At 63.2% G+C, this 24,310-nt stretch carries 20 protein-coding genes; 12 read left to right on the forward strand and 8 right to left on the reverse strand.

What is annotated here, in order from left to right; translation table 11 throughout:
- The first annotated feature begins 16 nt into the window (after window positions 1-16).
- From CO664_RS23700 to CO664_RS23710, 3 genes are all read left to right on the forward strand, one after another.
- Window positions 17-1,672: an alpha-amylase family glycosyl hydrolase gene (locus tag CO664_RS23700; protein WP_037423987.1), complete on the forward strand. Its 1,656-nt coding sequence runs from the start codon at window positions 17-19 to the stop codon at window positions 1,670-1,672.
- A gap of 19 nt (window positions 1,673-1,691) precedes the next feature.
- Window positions 1,692-2,780 carry a sn-glycerol-3-phosphate ABC transporter ATP-binding protein UgpC gene (ugpC, locus tag CO664_RS23705; protein WP_037423990.1) on the forward strand — a complete coding sequence of 363 codons (1,089 nt, stop codon included), beginning with the start codon at window positions 1,692-1,694 and terminating at the stop codon, window positions 2,778-2,780.
- Between the two features lie 261 nt (window positions 2,781-3,041).
- A complete protein-coding gene (locus CO664_RS23710) occupies window positions 3,042-3,452 on the forward strand; it encodes a hypothetical protein (RefSeq protein ID WP_097540088.1) in 411 nt (136 codons plus the stop codon).
- A 39-nt stretch (window positions 3,453-3,491) separates the two neighbouring features.
- Here CO664_RS23710 and edd read toward each other — a convergent pair whose 3' ends face one another.
- The 5 genes from edd to CO664_RS23735 form a co-directional block, all read right to left on the reverse strand.
- A complete protein-coding gene (edd, locus tag CO664_RS23715) occupies window positions 3,492-5,312 on the reverse strand; it encodes a phosphogluconate dehydratase (RefSeq protein ID WP_037423993.1) in 1,821 nt (606 codons plus the stop codon).
- A 126-nt stretch (window positions 5,313-5,438) separates the two neighbouring features.
- Window positions 5,439-6,137 carry a 6-phosphogluconolactonase gene (gene pgl / locus CO664_RS23720; RefSeq protein ID WP_037423996.1) on the reverse strand — a complete coding sequence of 233 codons (699 nt, stop codon included), beginning with the start codon at window positions 6,135-6,137 and terminating at the stop codon, window positions 5,439-5,441.
- A gap of 9 nt (window positions 6,138-6,146) precedes the next feature.
- Window positions 6,147-7,622 carry a glucose-6-phosphate dehydrogenase gene (zwf, locus tag CO664_RS23725; protein ID WP_037423999.1) on the reverse strand — a complete coding sequence of 492 codons (1,476 nt, stop codon included), beginning with the start codon at window positions 7,620-7,622 and terminating at the stop codon, window positions 6,147-6,149.
- 170 nt (window positions 7,623-7,792) lie between these two features.
- Window positions 7,793-9,079: an FAD-binding oxidoreductase gene (locus tag CO664_RS23730; RefSeq protein ID WP_097540089.1), complete on the reverse strand. Its 1,287-nt coding sequence runs from the start codon at window positions 9,077-9,079 to the stop codon at window positions 7,793-7,795.
- 16 nt (window positions 9,080-9,095) lie between these two features.
- Window positions 9,096-10,532 carry a glutamine synthetase family protein gene (locus tag CO664_RS23735; protein ID WP_037424005.1) on the reverse strand — a complete coding sequence of 479 codons (1,437 nt, stop codon included), beginning with the start codon at window positions 10,530-10,532 and terminating at the stop codon, window positions 9,096-9,098.
- Between the two features lie 224 nt (window positions 10,533-10,756).
- Between CO664_RS23735 and CO664_RS23740 the strand changes: the two genes are divergently transcribed.
- The 3 genes from CO664_RS23740 to CO664_RS23750 all read left to right on the forward strand — a co-directional run bounded on the left by CO664_RS23740 (window position 10,757) and on the right by CO664_RS23750 (window position 15,170).
- On the forward strand, window positions 10,757-11,941 hold the full coding sequence (locus CO664_RS23740; RefSeq protein WP_037424007.1) for an NAD(P)/FAD-dependent oxidoreductase: 1,185 nt from the start codon (window positions 10,757-10,759) through the stop codon (window positions 11,939-11,941).
- Window positions 11,942-12,166: 225 nt separating this feature from the next.
- Complete coding sequence (locus CO664_RS30810; RefSeq protein ID WP_086022794.1) at window positions 12,167-12,307, forward strand: hypothetical protein; 141 nt, start codon at window positions 12,167-12,169, stop codon at window positions 12,305-12,307.
- A 337-nt stretch (window positions 12,308-12,644) separates the two neighbouring features.
- A complete protein-coding gene (locus CO664_RS23750) occupies window positions 12,645-15,170 on the forward strand; it encodes a HAMP domain-containing methyl-accepting chemotaxis protein (protein WP_097540107.1) in 2,526 nt (841 codons plus the stop codon).
- An 88-nt stretch (window positions 15,171-15,258) separates the two neighbouring features.
- Here CO664_RS23750 and CO664_RS23755 read toward each other — a convergent pair whose 3' ends face one another.
- Window positions 15,259-15,450 carry a hypothetical protein gene (locus CO664_RS23755; protein WP_095677906.1) on the reverse strand — a complete coding sequence of 64 codons (192 nt, stop codon included), beginning with the start codon at window positions 15,448-15,450 and terminating at the stop codon, window positions 15,259-15,261.
- A gap of 89 nt (window positions 15,451-15,539) precedes the next feature.
- On the opposite strand from CO664_RS23755, the gene CO664_RS23760 reads away from it, so the two are divergent.
- A complete protein-coding gene (locus tag CO664_RS23760) occupies window positions 15,540-16,415 on the forward strand; it encodes a LysR family transcriptional regulator (protein WP_097540090.1) in 876 nt (291 codons plus the stop codon).
- Window positions 16,416-16,595: 180 nt separating this feature from the next.
- Here CO664_RS23760 and CO664_RS23765 read toward each other — a convergent pair whose 3' ends face one another.
- Complete coding sequence (locus CO664_RS23765; RefSeq protein WP_037424011.1) at window positions 16,596-16,835, reverse strand: hypothetical protein; 240 nt, start codon at window positions 16,833-16,835, stop codon at window positions 16,596-16,598.
- A gap of 140 nt (window positions 16,836-16,975) precedes the next feature.
- Window positions 16,976-18,265 (reverse strand): isocitrate lyase, encoded by a 1,290-nt coding sequence (gene aceA, locus CO664_RS23770; protein ID WP_097527256.1) that lies wholly within the window; start codon window positions 18,263-18,265, stop codon window positions 16,976-16,978.
- Between the two features lie 229 nt (window positions 18,266-18,494).
- Between aceA and CO664_RS23775 the strand changes: the two genes are divergently transcribed.
- The 5 genes from CO664_RS23775 (at window position 18,495) to CO664_RS23795 (ending at window position 24,307) form a co-directional block, all read left to right on the forward strand.
- Window positions 18,495-19,904 (forward strand): XRE family transcriptional regulator, encoded by a 1,410-nt coding sequence (locus tag CO664_RS23775; RefSeq protein WP_097540091.1) that lies wholly within the window; start codon window positions 18,495-18,497, stop codon window positions 19,902-19,904.
- A 303-nt stretch (window positions 19,905-20,207) separates the two neighbouring features.
- Complete coding sequence (locus CO664_RS23780) at window positions 20,208-21,302, forward strand: polyamine ABC transporter substrate-binding protein (RefSeq protein WP_097527254.1); 1,095 nt, start codon at window positions 20,208-20,210, stop codon at window positions 21,300-21,302.
- A gap of 121 nt (window positions 21,303-21,423) precedes the next feature.
- Window positions 21,424-22,566 carry an ABC transporter ATP-binding protein gene (locus CO664_RS23785; RefSeq protein WP_037424111.1) on the forward strand — a complete coding sequence of 381 codons (1,143 nt, stop codon included), beginning with the start codon at window positions 21,424-21,426 and terminating at the stop codon, window positions 22,564-22,566.
- Between the two features lie 4 nt (window positions 22,567-22,570).
- Window positions 22,571-23,482 (forward strand): ABC transporter permease subunit, encoded by a 912-nt coding sequence (locus CO664_RS23790; protein ID WP_097527253.1) that lies wholly within the window; start codon window positions 22,571-22,573, stop codon window positions 23,480-23,482.
- A gap of 3 nt (window positions 23,483-23,485) precedes the next feature.
- The gene (locus tag CO664_RS23795; RefSeq protein ID WP_097540092.1) at window positions 23,486-24,307 is read left to right on the forward strand and encodes an ABC transporter permease subunit; all 822 of its coding nucleotides are present in this window, start codon (window positions 23,486-23,488) and stop codon (window positions 24,305-24,307) included.
- Window positions 24,308-24,310: the final 3 nt, after the last annotated feature.

A 24,310-nucleotide genomic window follows, 5' to 3' on the forward strand; every position in this document is an offset into this window, starting at 1 on the left:
GGGACTTCAAATTCGCATGGACAAGACCGAAACGACCGGCGCAATCCTGACGGCCGACAAGGACTGGTGGCGCGGCGCGGTGATCTACCAGATCTACCCGCGCTCCTTCCAGGACACCAACGGCGACGGCATCGGCGACCTGAAGGGCATCACCGCCCGCCTACCGCATGTCGCGGCGCTCGGCGCCGATGCCATCTGGATCTCGCCGTTCTTCACCTCGCCGATGCGCGATTTCGGTTACGATGTCTCGAACTACACGGATGTCGATCCGATCTTCGGCACGCTCAAGGATTTCGATGCACTGATTGCGGAAGCCCATAGGCTCGACCTCCGCGTGATGATCGATCTCGTCCTGTCGCACACGTCCGACCAGCACCCCTGGTTCGTCGAGAGCCGCTCCAGCCGCAGCAATGCCAAGGCTGACTGGTATGTCTGGGCTGACTCCAAGCCGGATGGCACGCCGCCGAACAATTGGCTGTCGATCTTCGGCGGCTCCGCCTGGGCCTGGGACCCGACGCGGCTGCAATATTACCTGCACAATTTCCTGACCTCGCAGCCGGACCTCAACCTGCACAATCCGCATGTGCAGGATGCGCTTCTCGCCGTCGAGCGCTTCTGGCTGGAGCGCGGCGTCGACGGCTTCCGCCTCGACACCATCAATTTTTATTTCCACGACCGAGAGCTGCGGGACAACCCGGCGCTGGCGCCGGAGCGCCGCAACGCCTCGACCGCGCCTGCCGTCAATCCCTACAACTATCAGGAACATATCTACGACAAGAACAGACCGGAGAATCTGGACTTTCTGAAGCGCTTCCGTGCGGTGATGGAGGAATTCCCGGCGATCGCCGCCGTCGGCGAGGTCGGCGACAGCCAGCGCGGTCTTGAAATCGCCGGTGAATACACCTCGGGCGGCGACAAGGTGCAGATGTGCTATGCCTTCGAGTTCCTGGCGCCGGATCCGCTGACCCCGGAACGCGTTGCCGAGGTGTTGCGCGATTTCGAGAAGGTCGCGCCGGAGGGCTGGGCCTGCTGGGCCTTCGCCAACCACGATGTCGTCCGCCACGTCAGCCGCTGGGGTTCCGGCGTTGCCGACCACGCCGGTCATGCCAAGCTGCTCGCCAGCCTGCTGATGTCGCTGCGTGGTTCGGTCTGCATCTATCAGGGCGAGGAACTGGCGCTGCCGGAAGCGGAGCTCGCCTATGAGGACCTCCAGGACCCTTACGGCATCCAGTTCTGGCCCGATTTCAAGGGCCGCGACGGCTGCCGGACGCCGATGGTGTGGGAGAGCCTGCCGGACGGCGGCTTCAGCAGCGCGAAGCCCTGGCTGCCGATTCCCGAGGCCCACCTGCCGCAGGCGGTCGCCATCCAGGAGGGCGACCCGGCTTCGGTGCTCGAGCACTATCGCCGTTTTCTCCATTTCAGGAAGGCCCATCCGGCCTTCGCCAAGGGAGATATCGAATTCGTCGAGACGCGGGCACCGCTTCTCGGCTTCATCCGGACCCACGGCAATGAAAAGCTTTTCTGCCTGTTCAATATGGGCGACGAGCCTGCGGCCGCGGAATCGCCAAGCGACGGGATCGAGCCGCTCGACGGTCACGGCTTCATCTCTGATATAAGGGACAACAAGATCAGTCTTCCGGCCTGGGGCGCGTTCTTCGCGCGCCTGGCCTAGAAACCGAGGGGAGGGTGCAATGACGGGCCTGCTGCTTAAAGACATCCGCAAGTCCTATGGGGCGGTCGATGTCATTCACGGCATCAATCTCGACATCAAACAGGGCGAGTTCGTCGTCTTCGTCGGGCCGTCCGGCTGCGGCAAGTCGACGCTGCTCCGGATGATCGCCGGGCTCGAGGAGATCACCGGCGGCGACATGTTTATCGACGGCGAGCGGGTTAACGACGTGCCGCCATCGAAACGCGGCATCGCCATGGTGTTCCAGTCCTATGCGCTCTACCCGCATATGACCGTCTACGACAACATGGCCTTCGGCATGCGGATCGCCAAGGAATCGAAGGAGGAGATCGACCGCCGGGTTCGGTCGGCAGCCGACATCCTCCAGCTCACGAAATTCCTTGATCGTCTTCCGAAGGCGCTTTCCGGCGGCCAGCGCCAGCGCGTCGCGATCGGCCGGGCGATCTGCCGCAATCCCAAGGTCTTCCTGTTCGACGAGCCGCTGTCCAACCTGGATGCTGCCTTGCGCGTGGCGACCCGCATCGAGATTGCCAAGCTCAGCGAGCGGATGGCCGACACGACGATGATCTATGTCACCCACGACCAGGTGGAGGCGATGACCCTCGCCGACCGCATCGTCGTGCTCTCTCTCGGTCACATCGAACAGGTCGGGGCGCCGCTCGAGCTCTACGAGCGGCCGGCGAACCTGTTCGTCGCCCGCTTCATCGGCTCGCCGGCCATGAACGTCATCCCCTCGACGATCACGGCCACCGGCGCGCAGACGACGGTGAACCTTACGGGCGGAAAATCCGTGACGCTCGACATCCCGACGAACGCGTCCGAAAACGGCAAGAAGGCGAGCTTCGGCGTGCGGCCGGAAGACCTTGAGGTGACCGACGGCCAGGATTTCCTGTTCGAGGGAACAATTGCCATCGTCGAAGCGCTTGGCGAGGTGACGCTGCTCTATATCGAAGGTCTCGTCGAGAACGAGCCGATCATCGCAAAGATCCCGGGCATCCTCAAGGTCGGACGTGGCGACCGAGTGCGCTTTACCGCCGACAAGTCGAAGCTTCACCTTTTCGACGCCGACGGGCGCAGCTATCGCGTTTAGTGTAATGTCTGAGAATGCCACTCACCCTAGCCCTCTCCCCGCAAGCGGGGCGAGGGGACTGAGGCAGTGCGGCGAGCTCCCTTCGCCCCGCCTGCGGGGAGAAGGTGGCCGGCAGGCCGGATGAGGGGCATCTGACACACCAACATCAGTACCGCTGATAGATGCTTTCGGACGGAATATGCGCATTCCACCGCGGCGCCAAACCCTCTGTTAAATTTCATTGGGTAGCGTGACCGCAATTCGAATGCGAAAGGTGAATTGATGCGCAGCCCGGCCCCTCAGATGCAACGGCACTTCCTCAACAAGGAAGAGTCGTTCATGTATGATCGAGAGGCTAATTTCCCGATGGAGGACACGCGGAACGACGCGCGAATTGAATTTACCGAGAAGGGGATGCAGAACCTCTCGTCGCGCCGCTGCGAGATCATCAAGCTGTCGAAAAGCTGCGCCGTGATCGGCATCGTGACGAAGTTCCAGCTGCCGCAGAATTTCTATCTCGACATACCGAGCGCCCGCCTTCCGCTGATCGGCTGCCTGTTGAAGCGGGTGCATGCCAACAACCTCATTGAGGCCCGGTTCCTGCGGCTGTTGAGCGATCGCGACCTAAATCGGATCTTCGTCTACAGCACCCATCCGAACCATCGCAACCGCACGCTGGACATCTATCGCTGACGGCGAGAGCCGTCGGCACATTCCGACGGCGCAGGTGCCTCAGTGAAACAGAACGCTGCCGCCGCGATCGGCCGCCCCGGCGATCTGGCGGAACGGCGCGAACAGTTCGCGGCCCATCCCGAACTCGTTGTCGGAGAGGTCGATACGAGCCGGCACCCGCGTTTTCAGGGCAATGTCGTCGACCTTGACCTCGATTGTCCCCTTGACCGCATCGATGCGGATGATGTCGCCCTCTTGGATGCGGGCGATCGGCCCGCCCTCCTTTGCTTCCGGCGTAACATGGATAGCAGCCGGGACTTTGCCGGATGCGCCGGACATGCGCCCGTCGGTGACGATCGCCACCTTCTGGCCCCGGTCCTGCAGGATGCCGAGCACGGTCGTCAGCTTGTGCAACTCCGGCATGCCGTTCGCCTTCGGGCCCTGGAAGCGAACAACGGCGACGAAATCGCCTTCGAGCTTGCCCGCCTTGAAGGCGGCGTTGAGCTCGGCCTGATCGTTGAAGATCTTGGCGGGAGCCTCGATGATATGGCGTTCCGGCTTGACGGCGGAGATCTTGATCACCGCCTTGCCGATATTGCCGGTCAGCATCTTCAACCCGCCGGTATGCTGGAAGGGCTGGTCGATGGTCGAGAGCACTTTCGGATCGGCGCTTTCCTCCGGCGCCGGCTCGCGCTGGACGGTGCCGTTGACGCCGAGCTTCACGTCGATCGCATAGGCATCGAGGCCCTGGCCAAAGACGGTTCGGACGTCGTCATGCAGCAGCCCCTTCTTGAGCAATTGGCTGATCAGGAAGCCCATGCCGCCGGCCGCGTGGAAATGGTTCACGTCGGCAAGGCCGTTTGGATAGACGCGGGCGAGCAGCGGCACGACGTCGGAGAGTTCCGAAATGTCCTGCCAAGTGAGCGCGATCCCGGCGGCGCGCGCCATGGCAACGAGGTGCATGGTGTGGTTGGTCGAGCCGCCGGTCGCATGCAGGCCGACGACGCCGTTGACGATCGACCGCTCGTCGATCATCTCGCCGGCCGGCGTGAATTCGTTGCCCATGGCCGTGATCGCCAGCGCCCGCTTCGCTGCCTCCTTGGTCAGCGCGTCGCGCAGCGGCGTGCCGGGATTGATGAAGGAGGCGCCCGGCAGGTGGAAGCCCATGATCTCCATCAGCATCTGGTTGGAGTTGGCGGTGCCGTAGAAGGTGCAGGTGCCGGGGCCATGATAGGACTTCGATTCCGCCTCGAGCAATTCGTCGCGGCCGACCTTGCCCTCGGCGAAAAGCTGCCGGACCTTGGCCTTCTCGTCGTTCGGCAGGCCCGAGGTCATCGGTCCGGCGGGAACGAAGATGGCGGGCAGGTGACCGAAGGTCAGCGCCGCGATTACCAGGCCCGGCACGATCTTGTCGCAGACGCCGAGATAGACGGCCGCATCGAACATGTTGTGCGACAGGCCGATGCCGGCTGCCATGGCGATCAGGTCGCGCGAGAAGAGCGACAGCTCCATGCCCGGCTGCCCTTGCGTGACGCCGTCGCACATCGCCGGCACGCCGCCCGCAACCTGCGCCACACCGCCAGCCTCGCGGGCCGCCTCGCGTATCAGCGCCGGATAGGTTTCGAAAGGCTGATGCGCCGAGAGCATGTCGTTATAGGAGGTGATGATGCCGAGGTTCGGGACGCGGTCGCCGGCGAGCGCGTCCTTCTCGGCGGGGGAACAGACGGCAAATCCGTGCGCCAGGTTGCCGCAGCCGAGGACACTCCGGTGCGGTCCCGTCGCCGCGGCGCTGCGGATGCGTTCCAGATAAGGTTCGCGATAGGGCTTTGAGCGCTCGACGATACGGGCGGTAATGGCGGCAATGCGGGAATCGGCGGACATGGCACATCCTGTTCCGGAGTCTTCGGACCCCTTGGTCTTCATCCTGTCATCGGCTTACAGCGGCAATGTTTCCAAGGCGGCGCGTCGCTGTAACGCTTCTGAATTGCTGTCTCCTGTCCGGACGCCTTACGGCGCCCAGTAGATCTGCAGCGGCGATGCCGCCCGCCTCAGCATGGCGCGGATCGGCATCTCGGCCTCTTCTCCCGCGGCTTGCGCCCGGGCGAGGACCTCCTTTTTTCCCTCGCCTTCGATATGTAGGACGAGATATCCGGCATCCCGAAGGCTCGAGAAAGTAAAGGTGAGGCGGGGTTCACCGGCGCCGTCAGCCTCCATCGTGACCACGCCACGGGGAGTTGCCGGGTCAAGGGCCTCTTCAAGGCGTGTCCCGCCGGGGAAGAACGAGGCCGTATGCCCGTCCGTTCCCATGCCGAGCACCACCACGTCGAAGGGCGCAGCGATCGCGGCGGTCACCTCGCTTGCGATCGCAGCGGCGGCCTCGGCCGTCGCCGCGGCGTGATAGAGCGGCACGAACTTCGCCGCGGCCGCTTTGTCCTGAAGCAGGTTCGAAGCGACGAGCGCGTGATTGGAGCGATCGCTTTCCGGCGGTACGAACCGCTCGTCGACGAGGGTGATCGTCACTTTCGTCCAATCGAGGTCGCGCCCGGCCAGCGCGCGGAAAAAGGCCTTCGGCGTCGAGCCGCCGGACACCGCAATGCTCGCCTTGCCGTGGGCCGCAATCGCTGCGGCGAGCCTGGCGCTGACGGCATCGGCAAGCGCCTCCGCCAGGGCCGCTCCATTCTCGTATGTGTGCAGGGTCTCGCTCATGGGCCGGTCCTAGATTGTGTCGTTCCAGGTGCGGCCGTCGCGTTCGATGAGCGCGATCGCCTGGCTCGGCCCCCAGGTGCCGGCAGTGTAGCCCTGCACCTGCTGGCCGGCCGTTTCCCAGGCCTTGAGGATCGGGTCGATCCATTGCCAGGCGGCCTCCACCTCGTCGCGGCGCACAAACAGTGTCTGGTTGTTACGGATGACGTCGAGCAGCAGCCGCTCATAGGCATCGGCATTGCGGACGCCGAAGGCTTCGGCGAAGCTCATGTCGAGCGGTACGTTTCTGAGCCGCATTCCACCCGGTCCGGGGTCCTTGATCATCAGCGATTGCTTGACGCCCTCGTTCGGCTGCAGCCGGATCATCAGTTGGTTGGCGGAGATGCGCCCGGCGCTGTGGTCGAAGATCGAATGCGGGATCTGCTTGAAGGTGATGACGATTTCCGACATGCGGCCGGCCATGCGCTTGCCGGTGCGGATGTAGAACGGCACGCCGGCCCAGCGCCAATTGCTGATCTCGGCCTTGATCGCGACGAAGGTCTCGGTGTTGGAGACGCCGCCTTCGAGCTCTTCGAGGTAGCCCTTGACCGGGCCGCCTGCCGATGCGCCGGCGCGATACTGGCCGCGAACCGTGACCTGCTCGACATTGGCGGCGGTGATCGGCTTCAGGGCCCGGAGCACCTTGAGCTTCTCGTCGCGCACGGCTTCCGCATCCATCGAGGTCGGCGCTTCCATCGCGACGAAGCAGACGAGTTGGAGAATATGGTTCTGCACCATATCGCGCAGAGCGCCGGCCTTGTCGTAATAGCCGGCGCGATTTTCCAGGCCGACCGATTCGGCGACGGTGATCTGCACGTGATCGATATGGGCCGAATTCCACAGCGGCTCGTAGAGTGCGTTGGCGAAGCGCAGCGCCATCAGGTTCTGCACCGTCTCCTTGCCGAGATAGTGGTCGATGCGGAAGATCTGCTCTTCGCGGAACACCTTGCCGATCGTGTCGTTCAGCTCCGTCGCCGAAGCGAGATCGCGACCGATCGGCTTTTCGACGACGATGCGGGTGTTCTTGGTGATGAGCTTGTGGTCTCGGATCTTTTCCGAAATATCGCCGAAGATTGCCGGCCCGACGGCGAGATAGAAGGCCCGGGTGCGATCCTTGCCTTCCTCGAGCAATTTCTTGAGATCGTCCCAGCCCTGCTCGGACTTGGCGTCGACAGATATGTAATAGAGACGTGCGGTGAATTTGGCCACCTCGGCCTCGTCGAACTCGCCGGGCTTCAGGTGTTCCTTCAGCGCGTCGGACGCGAAGCTGCGATATTCCTCATGGCTAAGGGCAGCACGCGAAGCGCCGATGATTCGTGTCGGCTCGGTGAACTGGCCTTCGATCTGCCGGTGGTAGAGGGCCGGCAACAGCTTGCGCTCCGCAAGATCGCCGGTGCCGCCGAACACGACATAGTCAAACGGTTCGACAGGAATGATCTGGCTACTCATGGCATGTCTCGATCTGTTTCAGGTCAGGGGCAGATATAATCTAATCGATTTAAAAGCGCTAGGGTGCAACGCAACAAAATCGTATCTGCCCAATTTTTCCAAAGCATGACGCTCTGTGCATGAACCTAGGGAGTCGGCCTGGGCAATACCCGCTCCGGAACCATGCGGCTCTAAAGCCGATCGCGCAAGGCATACCAGCTCAGGGCAAGGAAGAGGAGGGCGGAGCGAAAACGAATCCCGCCTGGAAACGCCGGTATTTTCAAGTCCTTGAGAAAGTCAAGTTCCGTTGCTCTGCCGAGTGCGAGGTCAGCGTACAGCTTGCCGCAATAGTTGGAGAGCATGACGCCGTGGCCCGAATAACCGCCGATGCTCGTCACCCCCGGCATGACCTCGCGGCAGAAGGGCTGGCGCGGCATGGTGATGCCGACCGAACCGCCCCAGGCATGGGTGATGTCGATATCGGCAAGTGAAGGATAAATTTCGCGGATCTGGCGGCGGATGTGGGTGGAAATGTCGCGCGGATTGTCGGCGGTATAGGCCTCGCGCCCGCCGAACAGCAGCCGGCCATCCTTCGTTTTGCGGAAATAGCGCACGACGAACCGCGAATCGTCGACCGACTCGCCGCCCGGAAGAATCTCCGGGTGGTTCGTCAGCACCGGGGTCGCGCCGATGAAGGAGCGGATCGGCATCACGTGGCTGGCGGTCACCGGCTCGAGATCGCCGATATAGGCGTTGCAGGCGATCAGCGCCCGGTCCGCGGTGATCGTGCCTTGGTTCGTCTCGATAACCACCGCACCGCCCTTTTTCTCGACCCTCAGCGCCTTCGTCTGTTCGTAGAGCTTGGCACCGGCAAGGGCCGCCTGCCTTGCGAGCCCGACGAGCAGCTTCATCGGATGAATATGGCCGGTGCCGGTGTCGCGGATGCCGAAGTGGTAGTGGCGCGAGCCGAGCCGGTGCGCGGTTTCCTCCCGGTCCATGAAGGAGAGGTGCGGGTAGCCGAACCGTTCCGCCATCGCCTCGACATGGCGGCGATAGTCGGTCTCGAAGCTCCTCTTATGGCCGACTGAGAGCTGGCCGGGCACGAACTCGATATCGATCCCGTGCGCGCTTGCGAAATCCAGCACGTAGCGCTTGGCGTTCTCCGCCATGTCGAAGAGCAGTTGCGCCCGTTCGTGTCCGAGCACCTCTTCCGTCTCGTCGGCCCAGGCGCGCTGGCCGGTGCCGAACTGGCCGCCGTTGCGCCCCGAGGCGCCGTCGCCGAGGCGGCAGGCGTCGATCAGCGTGACGTCGGCCCCGCCCTTCGCAAGGTTGAAGGCCGCCTGCAGCCCGGTATAGCCGCCGCCGATGATGGCGACATCAGCCCTCTGCGATCCCGGCATTGCCGGATAGCTGGGCCGGTCCGGGACCGTCGCCTCGTACCAGGAGAGTCCGGGCGAGATCGGGCTTTGCCATTCCATCCGCATGCTCCTCAGGTCAGACGTTGAGGAGCAGGAATTCACGTTCCCACGGGCTGATGACCTGCATGAAGGTCTCGAACTCGCCGCGCTTCACCCCGGCATAGATGGCGATGAACTCGGCACTGAAGACCTCGGCCAGCGATGGCGCCGATTCGAGCAGCGAAATGGCTTCGAGCAGGCCGCGCGGCAGATCGATCTCACCGTCATTCGCAGTGTCTTCCGAAGGCGGCGTCGGCTGCAGACCCTCCATGATGCCGAGATAGCCGCAGCCGAGGGAGGCGGCGAGCGCCAGATAAGGGTTCGCATCGGAGCTCGGCAGGCGGTTTTCGATGCGCCGCGCGACCGGGTCCGAAACGGGGATGCGGAAGGCCGTCGTGCGGTTGTCGTAGCCCCAGGCCGTGTTGACCGGCGCCGACATGTCCGGCGTCAGGCGCCGGTAGGAGTTCACGTAGGGCGCCATCATCGACAACGTCTTCGGCACATAGTGCTGCATGCCGCCGATAAAGGAGAAGAACTCCTTGGAGGGCGCGCCATCCGGGTTGGAGAAGATGTTCCGGCCGGTCTCGATGTCGAGGACCGATTGATGGATGTGCATTGCCGAGCCCGGCTGACCCTGCATCGGCTTCGCCATGAAGGTGGCGTAGATGCCATGCTTCAGCGCCGCTTCGCGAATGGTGCGCTTGAACAGGAACACCTGGTCGGCAAGCTCGATCGGATCGCCGTGCCTGAGGTTGATCTCGAGTTGCGCCGGCCCCTCTTCGTGGATCAGCGTGTCGATCTCCAGGCCCTGCTTTTCCGAGAAGTGGTAGATGTCGTCGATCAGTTCGTCGAATTCGTTGATGCCAGCGATCGAATAGCCCTGGCCGCCGAGAATGGAGCGGCCGGAACGGCCCTTCGGCGGACGCAGCGGATAGTCCGGGTCATCGTTCTGGGCGACGAGGTAGAATTCGATCTCGGGCGCGACAACCGGTTTCCAGCCCTTCTGCCGGTAGAGGTCGACGACTCGCTTCAGGACATTGCGCGGCGTATAGCTGATCTGTTCGCCCTGCGAGCCGACGATATCGCAGATCACCTGGGCCGTCGGATCGCTTTCCCAGGGAACGATGGAGATTGTCGAAAGGTCCGGCACCAGCTTGATGTCGCTGTCGCGCGAGTCATAGCGAAACTGGCCGGTCTCTTCCGGATACTCGCCGGAAATCGTGTGGCGGTAGATCGCCGAAGGCAGTGCCAGCGATGTGTTGGACGTGAACTTCGACGTCGGCATCATCTTGCCGCGCGGCACCCCGGCAAGGTCGGGGGTGATGCACTCGATGTCCTCGATGCCGCGGATCTTCAGCCAGTCGACCGCCTCCTTCCACGTCTTGACACCTCGGGGGGAATGCAGGGCGAGGGGAACTCCTGTACTCTTGCTGACCTTTGCTGTCTGTTGGGCAACGCTTCTCTTGGAAGACATAATTCACCGGATTCTGCTTAGGATAGCCCGCATCATAGCCGCCCTTTGCCAATTGGCTACTGCATGTTCCGCAAATCGGATGCGATTTGCGGACAAAGCCCACAGCTCCCAAATTGCCGCAGGATCCTTTGCGCTTTCGAAAGACGCCCGGCGCTGCAGTGCTTCGCGATTGACTTTTCGCCTCTCGCCGGAAAGGAAGGCGAGAAACGCGAAGAGGGCTCTCCGTGATCGAAAAGCAGGATGTGGTGATCATCGGCGCGGGCGCCGCCGGCATGATGTGCGCGATCGAGGCGGGGAAGCGCGGCCGCCGTGTCGTCGTCGTCGATCATGCCAAGGCGCCGGGCGAGAAGATCCGCATTTCGGGCGGCGGCCGCTGCAACTTCACCAATAGTCACACCGGCCCCAAGAATTTCCTTTCCGACAATCCGCATTTCTGCAAGTCGGCGCTTGCCCGCTACCGCCCGCAGGATTTCGTATCGCTCGTCGAGCGGCACGGCATCGCCTGGCATGAGAAGACGCTCGGGCAACTCTTCTGCGACCACTCGGCCAAGGACATCATCCGCATGCTCCTTGCCGAGATGAAGGAAGCAGGCGCGATGCTGCGGCTCGAGACCGCGCTTTCGGCCGTGGAACGGACCGCTTCGGGTTTTCGCGTCACCACCAGCGCCGGGACGATCGATGCCGCCTCGCTGGTGATTGCGAGCGGCGGCAAATCGATCCCGAAGATGGGAGCGACAGGCTTTGCCTATAAAGCTGCCGAGCAGTTCGGCCTGCCGGTCGTCGAGACGCGGCCGGCACTCGTCCCCTTCACGCTCGATCCGGCCCAGCTTGAGAAGCTCGGCGCGCTTGCCGGTGTCGCGGCCGATGCCGAGGTGCGCTTCGGCAAGGTGGCCTTCCGCGAGGCGGTGCTCATCACCCATCGCGGCTTGAGCGGACCGGCGATCCTGCAGATCTCCTCCTATTGGCGCGAGGGCGCGGAGATCGTCCTGCGCCTGATGCCGGACATCGATATCGCCTCGATCCTGAAGGGTATGCGCCGCACCAGCGGACGCCAGGCGGCGCAGACGGCACTGGCCGACATACTGCCGCGGAGGCTCGCGCAGTTCTTTGCCGAGGAGGCAAAGCTCGCCGGGCGCCTGCTTGCCGATCTCTCGGACAAGGCGATCGACGCGCTCGCGGCTTCCATCCAGGCCTGGACATTGAAGCCGGCCGGAACCGAGGGCTACCGGACCGCCGAAGTGACACTCGGCGGCGTCGACACGCGCGCGCTCGACTCGCGGACCATGCAAGCGACGAACATCCCCGGCCTCTATTTCATCGGCGAATGCGTCGACGTCACCGGGTGGCTAGGCGGCTACAATTTCCAATGGGCCTGGGCATCCGGCTTTGCTGCCGGTCAAGACGTGTAACCGGGAGGCAAAAATGGTGATTTGCCTCTTCAGCCATTGTTAAGGGAAATAGTCGAACCTGCTTTGCAATTGGCTTCCACAGCCGGCCGAGGACTGGTGGTACGGTCTCAGAACGCAGACCAGACTGTTTCCAATTCATGGCCTTTCCTCAGCCGCGGGATGGTTGCACCATGAAGCGCATGGCAAGACCCGAACGGTCCTGCCAAACAGGAAGGACAGGATGCCATGAGCCAGCAACGTCGCCGTCCCCGTGCTATTGCCATCGCCCGCGCCGATGAAAGCCGCGCGCAAGGCGAACTGATCGCTTTCGCCGCCACTCTTGCACTTTTCGCGATCGTCGCTTTGGCAATCTTTTCCTCCCTCTGATTTCTCATTCGCCTCGATCGAACGCATTCCGCGGGCGGTTTGCCGCGGACGCGAGCGCAAGTAACCGGCGCCGGTTTCGACCGGGCCTCGGGCGTACGCCGCGCTTATAGGAATCTTAATCGTTCAAAACGACTATGCGGATGACGTGAGTCCGTCAGGTCCTCGCCGCAGAAGCGGTGCGGGTCCCGCAATGATTGCCGACGGACTGGCGGCGTGCGCCGCATGATTTCCGAAAAACATCAGCCTGTTTGCGCATCGGGTGGCGCTTCGGTGTCCTGTTTGGACGCCAGCTGCCATGGGGGAGGCCAAACGCGCGCTGGGAGCCAAGGTGTTTTCCATGTTCATTGACAGGATTCTTGCCCGCTTCAAGATCCAGACGAAGGTTCTGTTCTTCATCCTGCCGTTCGTCGTCAGCATCACGGCGGTCGGTATCACCGGCCTCTATGCCTCGGGCCTGCTGCAGGGCCGCATGGAGATCTCGAACAGCGTCCTGCAGACGCTGAGCGGCTTCAAGGATGTTTATGCCGGAATGAACCAGTTCCTGCACGAGACCACCGAGGTGAGCCGCAAGGCGGTCAAGGACACGATCACCGCGCAGAAGGAGGTCCTGGCCGACACGGCGGCGCAGGTCGCAGGCGCAAGCGGCGAGACGGAACTGACCGCCGCGATCGGCGCCACGACCGATATCGAGGCCCGCATAGACGGACTCTGGACGCTCCACGAGGGGGAACAGAAACTGCGCGCGGCGACGAAGGCCAATCTCCAGAAGTTGGCGACCGAGCAGGTGAAGATCAACGACGAAACAAACCGGCTGCAATATGCGGTGCGCAAGGACGAAAACGCGGCAAAGACGATGCTGCGCAACGCCGAGAAGCTCATGCGTGCCAGCCGGTTCTATACCGAGTTCGCCACCGAGGTCAGCAAGGCGATCACGGTCGAGGAAAAGCTGAAGGTTGCAAAGGATCGCTTCCCGGTGCTCGGCCGCACCCAGCGCGACATTTTCACCCTGCTGCCCAAGGGCGAGAAGTCACTCGCCGAAACGGTCAATTCGGCCGCCGGCGCAATCGGCGCGCTGATCCGGGCGCCCGCCGGCCCCGAAACGCTTGCCAACCTTTCGAAATTCGTCGATCGCTTCCGTAATGCCAGCTTCCGCCTGGAGGCCGCCTCCGTCGGCAAGATGCGAGAGGCGACGCAGATCTTTGCGGAGCTCGACGGCAAGATTGCTGCGACGGAGTCGGTCCTGACTGCCACCCGCCGGTTGTCCGTGTCGATCACCGACATTCAAATCGCGACGGCCGCTTTCCTCGGCAACACCAACGAGGAGAACCGCCAGAAGCTTCTGGACAAGTTTCTGGCCGTTCAGTCGAACCTCACGACCTTGCGCGGCATCGCGAAGGACCTGAGCTTCTTCGATGCGATGGCCGAAACGGTCTTGCCGATCATCAATGCGATGAAGAAGGACGGCGTTTCGCTGGTCGAGATCACCGACAAGCGGACGGCGGAATTCAACGCGGCCGGCGCCTCGATCAACGAGATCTGGAATGATCTCACCGGATTTGCCGAGCAGCAGAAGGTCGCCGCCGGCACCGAGCGCGAGGAAGCCAATCAGATCTCTGTGGCCGCCACGGTGGCTGGCGTCGTGATCGCCCTGCTTGCGGGGGTCGCGCTGACGCTCACACTGAAACGGCCGATCGGACAGATCACTGCCGCCATGCGCCGGCTCGCTGACGGCAGGCTGGATACCGCGATCGACGGCGGTGCACGGCGCGACGAGATCGGCGACATGGCGCGCGCGCTCGGCGTCTTCAAGGAGAACGCCCTCTCGAAGGTGCGAATCGAGGCGGAAAGCGCGGAAGAGCGCGCCCGGGCTGAAGCCGAACGCAGCCGCAACGATGCGGATAAGCGCGAGCTCGACCGGCAGATCGATCTCGCCGTCAGCGAGCTTGCTGCCGGCCTCGGCCGGCTCGCCCAGGGCGACCTCTCCCAGCAGATCGAGGTGCCCTTCCACGGCCGCCTGGAGCAACTGCGACAGGACTTCAACGGATCGCTCATCCGCCTGCAGGACACGCTGGCGCAGATCCGCGGCAATGCCCAGGGGATACAGCAGAGCGGTGCCAACATGCACCATTCCGCCGATGCGCTGTCACGGCGAACCGAGGCACAGGCCGCTTCGCTCGAGCAGACGGCTGCCGCCGTCGACCAGATCACCGCGACGGTGCGCTCCTCTGCGGAACGCGCCCATGAGGCGAACCGAGCGGTTTCCGAAACCAAGCGGAGCGCCGACAATTCGGCGACCGTGGTCGCGAATGCCATTGCCGCCATGGGTCGCATCGAGGATGCATCACGTCAAATCGAGCAGATTATCGAAGTGATCGACGACATCGCCTTCCAGACCAACCTGCTTGCCCTGAATGCCGGTATCGAGGCGGCGCGGGCTGGCGAGGCGGGCAAGGGCTTCGCGGTCGTCGCGCAGGAGGTTCGCGAACTGGCGCAGCGCTCGGCCGAGGCGGCAAGGGAAATCAAGGGACTGATCAACAAGTCGACGGACGAGGTCAGCTCCGGCTCGCTGCTCGTCAAGGAGACGGGGGCGGTGCTCGCCTCGATCAGCGCGCAGATCGTCACCGTCAGCCAGCATGTCGAGATGATCGCCACTGCAAGCCGCGACCAGGCGACGGCGCTGCACGAGGTCAACGGTTCCGTCAACCAGATGGATCAGATGACCCAGCAGAATGCCACCATGGTCGAGGAGGCGACGGCCACCAGCCGCACACTGGCGACCCAGGCCGATACGCTGATGATGCTGGTCGAGCAGTTCCGCCTGGAGCCGGAAAGCGGAGCCGGGCAGATTTATCACGCCGCATAGCGCAGACGGAGCGTTCCCGCCACAATGCTTCAGATGAACGCCGCGCATCGAAGCTGCGCGGCGTTCCTGTTTGTCTTGCGTCAGTTCTTCAAGGCACAAAGCGCGGAAAACCTTCGCAATCGCCGTGCCTCGCTGGAGGCCGCGGCCTGCGGAAAAGCGCGCCGATCAGATGTTCCGCGAGGTTTCCCGTCCGGTCTCGCGACCGCCGCTCGGCCTGTTCGTCAGAGCGGCGGTTCTTCGACGCCATGTCGAACAGCAGGGCCATTGCCATCATGTCCATCGTGATGCTCCTCATTTCGTGGGCATCTCCTCTTTTATGCAGCTGAAACTGTTTTACATACAGCCGATTTCCTCATACGTTTTTCAGACATGAAAAACATGGATTGGGACGTCTATCGCTGTTTCATGACCGTGGCGCGCGGCGGCGGGTTGACCGGTGCCGCGCAGGCGACGGGGCTGAGCCCCGCCACGATCGGGCGGCGGATGCTGGAACTTGAGGAGCGCACAGGCCGCAACCTATTCGTCCGCAGCCAAACCGGCTACGGGTTGACGGCCGACGGCCGTTTCCTGTTCGAGCAGTTGCAGGAGATGGAAGCGGCGGCCCGCAAGGTCGAAAGCTGGCAGAAGGAGGGCGAGGGCGCCACGGTCGTGCGCATTGCGGCGGGTACTTGGGGATCGTGGCTGATCGCCGAAAACTTCCCGGCGATCTGCACGGAACGGGACACCTTTGCCATCTCGCTGTCGATAGGCGAGGCGCGGGCGAGCCTCGCCTACCGGGAGAGCGACATCGGCATTCGCGCCTTCGAACCGGAGGAGACCTATCTCGCCTCGCGGCCGGTGGGCGAGGTCGCCTATGCCGCCTATTGCCGGAAGAACGCCCCCGGCGCATCGGACCGTTGGGTCGCCGTCGCCGAAGAGGACGCCCTCTCGGCCTATCTGCGCTGGCCGCACGAAAATGCATCCGGCCGGATCGTGGCTACCGTCAGTCGCCCCCGCTCCCTCCTGGACCTCGCCCGCGCCGGGGCCGGCAAGGCGGTGCTCCCCTGTTTCGTCGGCGATCTCGACCCGCAACTGGAGCGAGCGGGCGAGGAGGTCGGCCCGCTGCGGCATCGCCAATGGATCGTCATGAACAATGAGGACCGCCACCGGCGGGACATCCGCACCGTCGTGGACCGGCTGACGCGGTTGCTCCGCAGCCATGCGGATCTCTTCGCCGGCAAGCGGCCGAGGCGGAGTGCCGCCTGACCGCAGAATGCGTGGTGGCCAGCATTTCACCGGCCGCCACGCTATCCGTTCAGTCGATCAGTCTACCAGATCTCCTAAGGAGAACTCGAACCTGTAGCGCTTGCCTGCTGCGGCACTCGATCTCCTGCCAGAGTGCGGCGCCGAGCATGAGCGCGGCCGCCGCCAAGGCCAGTGCCACCGTCACGGCCGGCCCTGGGTGACGACGACCGGGATCAGCAGGTCGCCCCAGTTGCCGTCGCCGCCGTGATGGCGTGCCGAGCGCACCAGTTCGACCGAGACGCCGGCCTCTACGGCCTTCATGACCGACTGGTTGAGGCGGTGCAGGTCGTTGGCGACCATGCGGATCGCCGCCTGCTGGTCCGCGGTCATGGCCGACGACTGTTCCTCGGCCCGTTCCTTGACGCGTGTCTGAACTGTCATGGGAGTGCTCCTTCAAAGCTTAGAGCCGGATGCGGCGGAAACCATTTTCCTGTCCGCTTGCGGTTCGAGAATTTTCGGTGTTCCGGGGCGCGCAACGGGCAGGGATGTCGCGCGCCCCGGTCTTCGTTTCACGCCTTCCCTCATTCCGCCGCCGGGCGGAACTGGTCGTGCTCGGTCGATTCCTTCATCGCCGTCGTCGACGACTGGCCGCCGGTGATCGCCAGCGACACGGCGTCGAAATAGCCGGTGCCGACTTCGCGCTGGTGCTTGGTCGCCGTGTAGCCGTTCACCTCGGCCGCGAACTCCGCTTCCTGCAGCTCCGAATAGGCGGCCATCTGCCGGTCCTTGTAGCCGCGCGCCAGTTCGAACATGCCGTAGTTCAGCTGATGGAAGCCGGCGAGCGTGATAAACTGGAACTTGTAGCCCATGGCGCCGAGCTCGCGCTGGAACTTGGCGATCGTCGCGTCGTCGAGGTTCTTCTTCCAGTTGAACGACGGCGAGCAATTATAGGCGAGCAGCTTGCCCGGATGCGCCTTGTGCACGCCTTCGGCGAATTTGCGCGCTTGTTCGAGATCCGGCTTCGAGGTCTCGCACCAGATGAGGTCGCAATGCGGCGCATAGGCGATGGCGCGGGCAATGCAGGGCTCTATCCCGTTCTTCACCTGGTAGAAGCCTTCCACGGTACGGCCGGCATCGTAGTCGACGAAGGGCCCGTCGCGCTCGTCGATGTCCGAGGTGAGCAGCTTGGCCGCTTCCGCGTCGGTGCGGGCGATGACCAGCGTCGGCGTGCCCATGACGTCGGCGGCGAGCCGGGCGGCGTTCAGGTTGCGGATATGCGCCGCGGTCGGTATCAGCACCTTGCCGCCGAGATGGCCGCACTTCTTTTCCGAGGCGAGCTGGTCCTCGTAGTGGACGCCCGCGGCACCCGCTTCGATGAAGGCCTTCATAATCTCGAAGGCGTTGAGCGGCCCGCCGAAACCGGCTTCCGCGTCGGCGACGATCGGCGCGAACCAGGTGTCGACCGAAAGGCCTTTTCCTTCCGCGGTTTCGATTTGGTCGGCCCGCTGCAGGGTGCGGTTGATGCGCTTGGCGAGCTCCGGCGCAGCGTTGGCCGGATAAAGCGACTGGTCCGGATACATTGCCGAGGCGGTGTTGGCGTCGGCCGCAACCTGCCAGCCCGATAGGTAGATCGCCTTCAGGCCCGCGCGGACCATCTGCATGGCCTGGTTGCCGGAGAGCGCGCCCAGCGCATTGACGAAGTCCTCCTCGTGAATGAGCTTCCAGAGGCGGTTCGCGCCCATCTCCGCGAGCGAATAACGGATCTCGACCGAGCCCCGGAGCCGCTGCACGTCCGCGGCGGAGTAGGGCCGCTCGATGCCGTCGAAGCGGCGCTGCGGCGCGCTCGGAACGAGTTTGTAAAAATCAGTCATTCTTTTCTCCTCGTCAACATCATGAGCTCTACAACTATCGTCTTAGCTCGCTGAATACTTGTGAACTGATACGACATTTTTTACATTGCGCTGCAGAAACAAGCCACATCTATCGCCGTTCTGTCGTCGCAAAAGGGGTTACCTTGTCTTGTGTTTGACAGGGTGAAGCGGTAAAGCTGTAAAGCTTGTCAAAGAAGCGTCTGTGGAGCTTCTGTAAAGGGAGTGACAAATGGCCGAGAACAAGATCTTCGCCGGGCCGCGCGTCAGACGAATCCGCAACGGCCTTCAACTGACCCAGACGGCAATGGCGGAGGCGCTCGGCATCTCGCCGTCCTACCTGAACCTCATCGAGCGCAACCAGCGGCCATTGACCGTGCAGCTGCTGCTCAAGCTGGCCTCGGTCTACAAGGTGGATCTCGACGAATTGCAGGGCGAAGCCGGCGGCAGCCTCACGCAATTGCGCGAGGTATTTGCCGATCCGCTGCTCGCCGGCGAACTGCCGGGAGATCAGGAGCTGATCGAGGTCACCGAAGCTGCTCCCAACGTGTCGGGCGGCGTCGTCAAGCTCTATCGGGCCTATCGCGAACAGGCGTTGCGTCTGAAGGACCTGGCGGAGCTCCTCGCCGGCCAGGGGCATATGGCGACGCTTGCCGACACGCGGCTGCCGATCGACGAGGTCCGCGAGACCCTTGAGGCGCGGCCGAACCATTTTGTCCGGATCGAAGAGGCCATGGAGGCCTTCCATGCGAGCCTGTCGCCGGGCGAAGACCTTGCGGGGGTGCTGAGGGCCTGGCTGAAGAGAGAGCACGGTCTCGTCGTGCGGACCTTGCCGGTGCACGTCATGCCAAACCTGCGCCGCCGATTCGATCGCCACTCGATGCGCCTCTTCATTTCCGAGCGGCTGTCGCCCTTCGACCAAACGCTCGAAACCGCCATGGAGGTCGCATCGATCGCCTGTCACGACGCGATCGTGGCGGAGCTCGACCAGATTCAATTCTCGACGGCGGAGGCGCGCCGCATCGGCCGTTTCGAGCTTGCACGCTATGCCGCCCATGCGCTGATGATGCCCTACGCGGCCTTCCATGCCGCAGCCCAGCGGGCGAAATACGACATCGACCTCCTCAGGGCACGCTTCCAGGTGTCGTTCGAGCAGGCGGCCAGCCGCCTGACGACGTTGCAGCGGACCGGCGCCGTCGGCATTCCCTTCTTCCTGATGGAAATCGACAATGCCGGCCATCGGCTGCGCCGCGCAGGCGCACAGGGCTTTCCGCATGCCCGCTTCGGCGGTGCCTGCCCGAAGCTCAACATCCATGCCGCCTTCGCGGTGCCGGGGCAGATCCTCGTCGACCGGGTGGAGATGACGGATGGCGGCGAGTTCCTGACCATCGCCCGGACGGTCGAGGGACCCCAGGCGGCCTTTCAGGAGCGGGTCAGGCGCACCGCGCTCTTGATCGGCTGCGATGCCGGCTTCGCGCAGGAGACGGTCTATGGGGCCGCCCGTCTGCCGGCGATCGCTGTCGGCCCGGTCTGTCGCCTGTGCGAGCGCCAGGGCTGTCTGGCCCGCGCCGAGCCGCCCGTCACCCGGCCACTCGGTCTCGACGAGATGGCGACGGGCTTGAGCGTGTTCGATTTTCAATGAGGAGCTCGCGCTTTGCTGGCGCCTGCGACAGCAGGTCGTTCTGGTCTCGCGGAACGCGACGGCAGACCACGGACGGAGCTGGCGTGGCCCGTGGCCGGGCACGTGCGGACCGGCGTATAAGCCTCGGATTTTGCTTGTGCTTGTGAAAAAGCAATCGACTTGGGGGATGGTCGATTTGGCCGGTGCGAAAGCGCTTGAGCTTACTGAGAAACATGCCTAACTTCGGCATCGCATCGATCAACACAGGACGCAACCGCGGCGGAAAGATGCGGCGTGTCTCGAGCCAATAAAAGGGGGAGTTGTATGCGCAAACTCTTTGTCGCCTCTTTGGCGGCCGCAATGCTAGGCGGAGCGGCCACGCTCGCTTTCGCCCAGGAGCGGGTCGTCAACGTCTATAACTGGTCGGACTATATCGACGACAGCATCCTTGAGGATTTCACCAAGGAGACCGGCATCAAGGTCGTCTATGACGTCTTCGACTCCAATGAAATTCTCGAAACCAAGCTGCTTGCCGGCGGCTCCGGCTATGATGTCGTCGTTCCGACTGCGAGCTTCCTGCAGCGCCAGATCGCCGCGGGCGTGTTCCAGAAGCTCGACAAATCGAAGTTGCCGAATCTTTCGAACATGTGGGACGTGATCATGGAGCGTACGGCAAAGTACGATCCGGGCAACGAATATGCCGTCGACTACATGTGGGGAACCACCGGCATCGGCTACAATGTCGAGAAGATGAAGGAAATTCTCGGCGCCGACGAGAAGCCGAACTGGGACGTCATCTTCAATCCCGAGATCGCGGCGAAGTTCAAGGATTGCGGCATTCACCTGCTCGATTCGCCGACCGATATCATGCCGTCGGCGCTGACCTATCTCGGCCTCGATCCGGACAGCCACGAGGCCGCCGATCTCGAAAAGGCCGCCGATCTGCTCCTGAAGGTCCGGCCCTATATCCGCAAGTTCCACTCGTCGGAATATATCAATGCGCTGGCAAATGGCGACATCTGCCTGGCGGTCGGATTTTCCGGCGATATCTTCCAGGCGCGCGACCGGGCGGCCGAGGCGAAGGCCGGCGTGACGGTCGATTATTCGATCCCGGCGCAAGGGGCGCAGATGTGGTTCGACATGCTGGCAATCCCCGCCGATGCGCCGCATGTCGCCGAAGCGCACGAGTTCATCAACTACATGATGAAGCCGGAAGTCATCGCCAAGGCGTCGAACTACGTCTTCTACGCCAACGGCAACAAGGCCTCGCAACAGTTCCTCGACAAGGAAGTGCTCGAGGACACGGCCATCTATCCCTCGGACGCCGTGATGCAGAAGCTCTTCACCACGACTCCGTTCGAGGCCAAGGAGCAGCGGGTACTGACAAGGCTCTGGACGAAGATCGTAACCGGTCAGTAGGAGCGGAAAAGAATTGCCCGGACCTCAATCCGGGCAATTTCTTCAGGGGGATTTCGGGAGCGGTTCAGCCGGCAACGGGGCGGCGCCGCCTCCATCGATTGCGGCACTTCGGGGTTATATGATGAAGTCTCTCGGTAGTATCCGGCGTTCCTTCGCACCATGGGCGGACCCCGCCTCCAAGCCATTCATTTCCGTCAAGAACGTTACCAAGAAGTTCGGCGAGTTCACCGCCGTCGACGACCTGTCGCTGAACATCTACACGCGCGAATTCTTTGCACTGCTCGGCGCATCCGGTTGCGGCAAGTCGACCCTGTTGCGCATGCTCGCCGGCTTCGAGCAGCCGACGTCCGGCGAGATCGTTCTCGACGGTCAGAACCTCGCCGGCATTCCGCCCTATCGGCGGCCGGTCAACATGATGTTCCAGTCCTACGCGCTGTTCCCGCACATGACGGTCGAGAACAACATCGCCTTCGGTTTGAAGCAGGACGGCATGCCGAAGGCCGATATCGCCGAGCGGGTGGGGCAGATGCTGAAGCTCGTCAAGCTCGAGAAATTCGCCCAGCGCAAGCCGCATCAGCTGTCCGGCGGCCAGCGGCAGCGCGTAGCGCTTGCCCGTTCGCTGGCCAAGCGGCCCAAGGTGCTGCTGCTCGACGAGCCCCTCGGCGCGCTCGACAAGAAGCTGCGCGAGGAAACCCAGTTCGAACTGATGGATCTGCAGCAGGAACTCGGCCTGACCTTCGTCATCGTCACCCATGACCAGGAAGAAGCGATGACCATGGCCGACCGCATCGCCGTCATGAGCCACGGCAAGGTCGTCCAGGTGGCGACGCCGGCCGAGATTTACGAGGCGCCGAATTCGCGCTTCGTCGCCGACTTCATCGGCGACGTGAACCTGTTCGACGGCACGGTGACCGCGGCTGAAGGCGGTTCCGTTCGGATCGAAACGACCGGCGGCATTCCGCTTCGCATCGCCTCGGCCGAAAAACCGGCAAATGGAGCAAAGGCCGCCTTCGCCGTTCGTCCGGAAAAGATCAGGATCAGCCGCCAGCCGCCCGCCCATGCTCCGGTCAATGCGGCCGAGGGCGAGATCTGGGACATCGGCTATCTCGGCGACATGACCGTGTTCCACGTCCGCCTTAGGGACGGCAAGGTCGTCAAGGCGTCGTCGCTGAACGCGGTGCGCGCGGTCGAGGACCCGCTCGGTTACGACCAGCAGGTCTGGATCTCGTTCGGCGAGGATGCCGGCGTCGTCCTGAAGGATTGAAGCCATGGCGAAACTTGCCTCAGCCCTCATGAGCCGCCTGGTGATCATCGTCCCCTATGCCTGGCTGCTGTTCTTCTTCCTCATTCCCTTCTTCATCGTCTTCCGCATCTCGCTGTCGCAGACCACGGTCGCCATGCCGCCCTATACGCCGGTCTTCGATCTGGCCGGCGGGCTGGCGGGCATGCTGGAGAAGGCCCGCGAATTCTCCGTCGACAACTATGTCTGGCTGACCGAGGACGCGCTCTATTTCAATGCCTATGTGTCGAGCGTCGTCATCGCCGCCATCTCGACCTTCCTGACGCTGCTGATCGGCTATCCGATCGCTTACGGCATGGCCCGGGCGCCGCGCGCGATCCGACCGATGCTGTTGATGCTGGTGATCCTGCCCTTCTGGACGAGCTTCCTGATCCGCGTCTATGCCTGGATTGCCATCCTGAAGCCCGAAGGGCTGCTGAACCAGTTCCTGATGGCGATCGGCGTCATCGACCAGCCGCTCATCATCCTCAACACCAATGCCGCGATCTATATCGGCATCGTCTATTCCTATCTTCCCTTCATGGTGCTGCCGATCTATTCGGCGCTGGAGAAGATGGATCACTCGCTGATCGAGGCGGCGCAGGACCTCGGCTGCACCCCGATCAGCGCCTTCTGGCGCGTCACCTTCCTGTTGTCGCTGCCGGGCGTGGTCGCCGGCTGCCTGCTCGTCTTCATTCCGGCCGTCGGCGAGTTCGTCATCCCCGACCTGCTCGGCGGGTCGGAAACGCTGATGATCGGCAAGACGCTCTGGAACGAGTTCAATGCCAATCGCGATTGGCCGGTCTCCTCGGCGGTGGCGATCATCCTGCTGATGATCCTCGTGATCCCGATCGTCTATTTCCAGAACGTCCAGGCCAAGGTCGATAGCGAGGGCAGATAGGACATGGAAAAGTGGTCCCGCTTCAATATCGCCTCCGTCGTGCTCGGCTTCGGCTTTCTCTACCTGCCGATCGTGCTTCTGGTGATCTTCTCCTTCAACGAGTCAAAACTGGTGACGGTGTGGGCCGGTTTTTCGACCAAATGGTACAGCCAGCTCTGGCACAATCAGGGGCTCCTCGATGCCGCCTGGGTGACCATTCGCGTCGGGCTGCTGTCGGCGACGTGTGCGACGGTTCTGGGCACGTTGGCGGCGCTGGCGCTGGTGCGCTATTCGCGCTTCCGCGGACGCGTGCTTTTCTCCGGCATGGTCTATGCGCCGCTGGTCATGCCCGAGGTGATCACCGGCCTGTCGCTGCTGCTGCTATTCGTGGCGATCGGGCTTGATCGCGGCTTCTGGACGATCACGCTCGCCCACATCACCTTCACCATGTGCTTCGTCGCGGTCGTGGTGCAGTCACGCCTATTGAGCTTCGACCAATCGATCGAGGAGGCGGCGCTTGACCTCGGCGCGAGCCCGGTCAGGGCCTTCTTCGCGATCACCCTGCCGGTGATCGCGCCGGCCGTATTTTCGGGCTGGGTCCTGGCCTTCACCCTGTCGCTCGACGATCTCGTCATCTCAAGCTTCACCACCGGACCGGGCGCCACGACGCTGCCAATGAAGATCTACAGCCAGGTGAGACTCGGCGTGACGCCGGAGATCAATGCGATCTGCACCATCCTGATCGGTATCGTCGCCTTTGGCGTGGTCGTCGCATCGATCGTCACCAAGCGGCGGGAGGTTCAGCGCGAAAAGGATGAGCGCGCTGCTATTGCGGCCATCGGCTGAGCC

Origin of the sequence: Sinorhizobium sp. NG07B, assembly GCF_002532005.1 — a bacterium.
GTDB lineage: Bacteria > Pseudomonadota > Alphaproteobacteria > Rhizobiales > Rhizobiaceae > Sinorhizobium > Sinorhizobium fredii_C.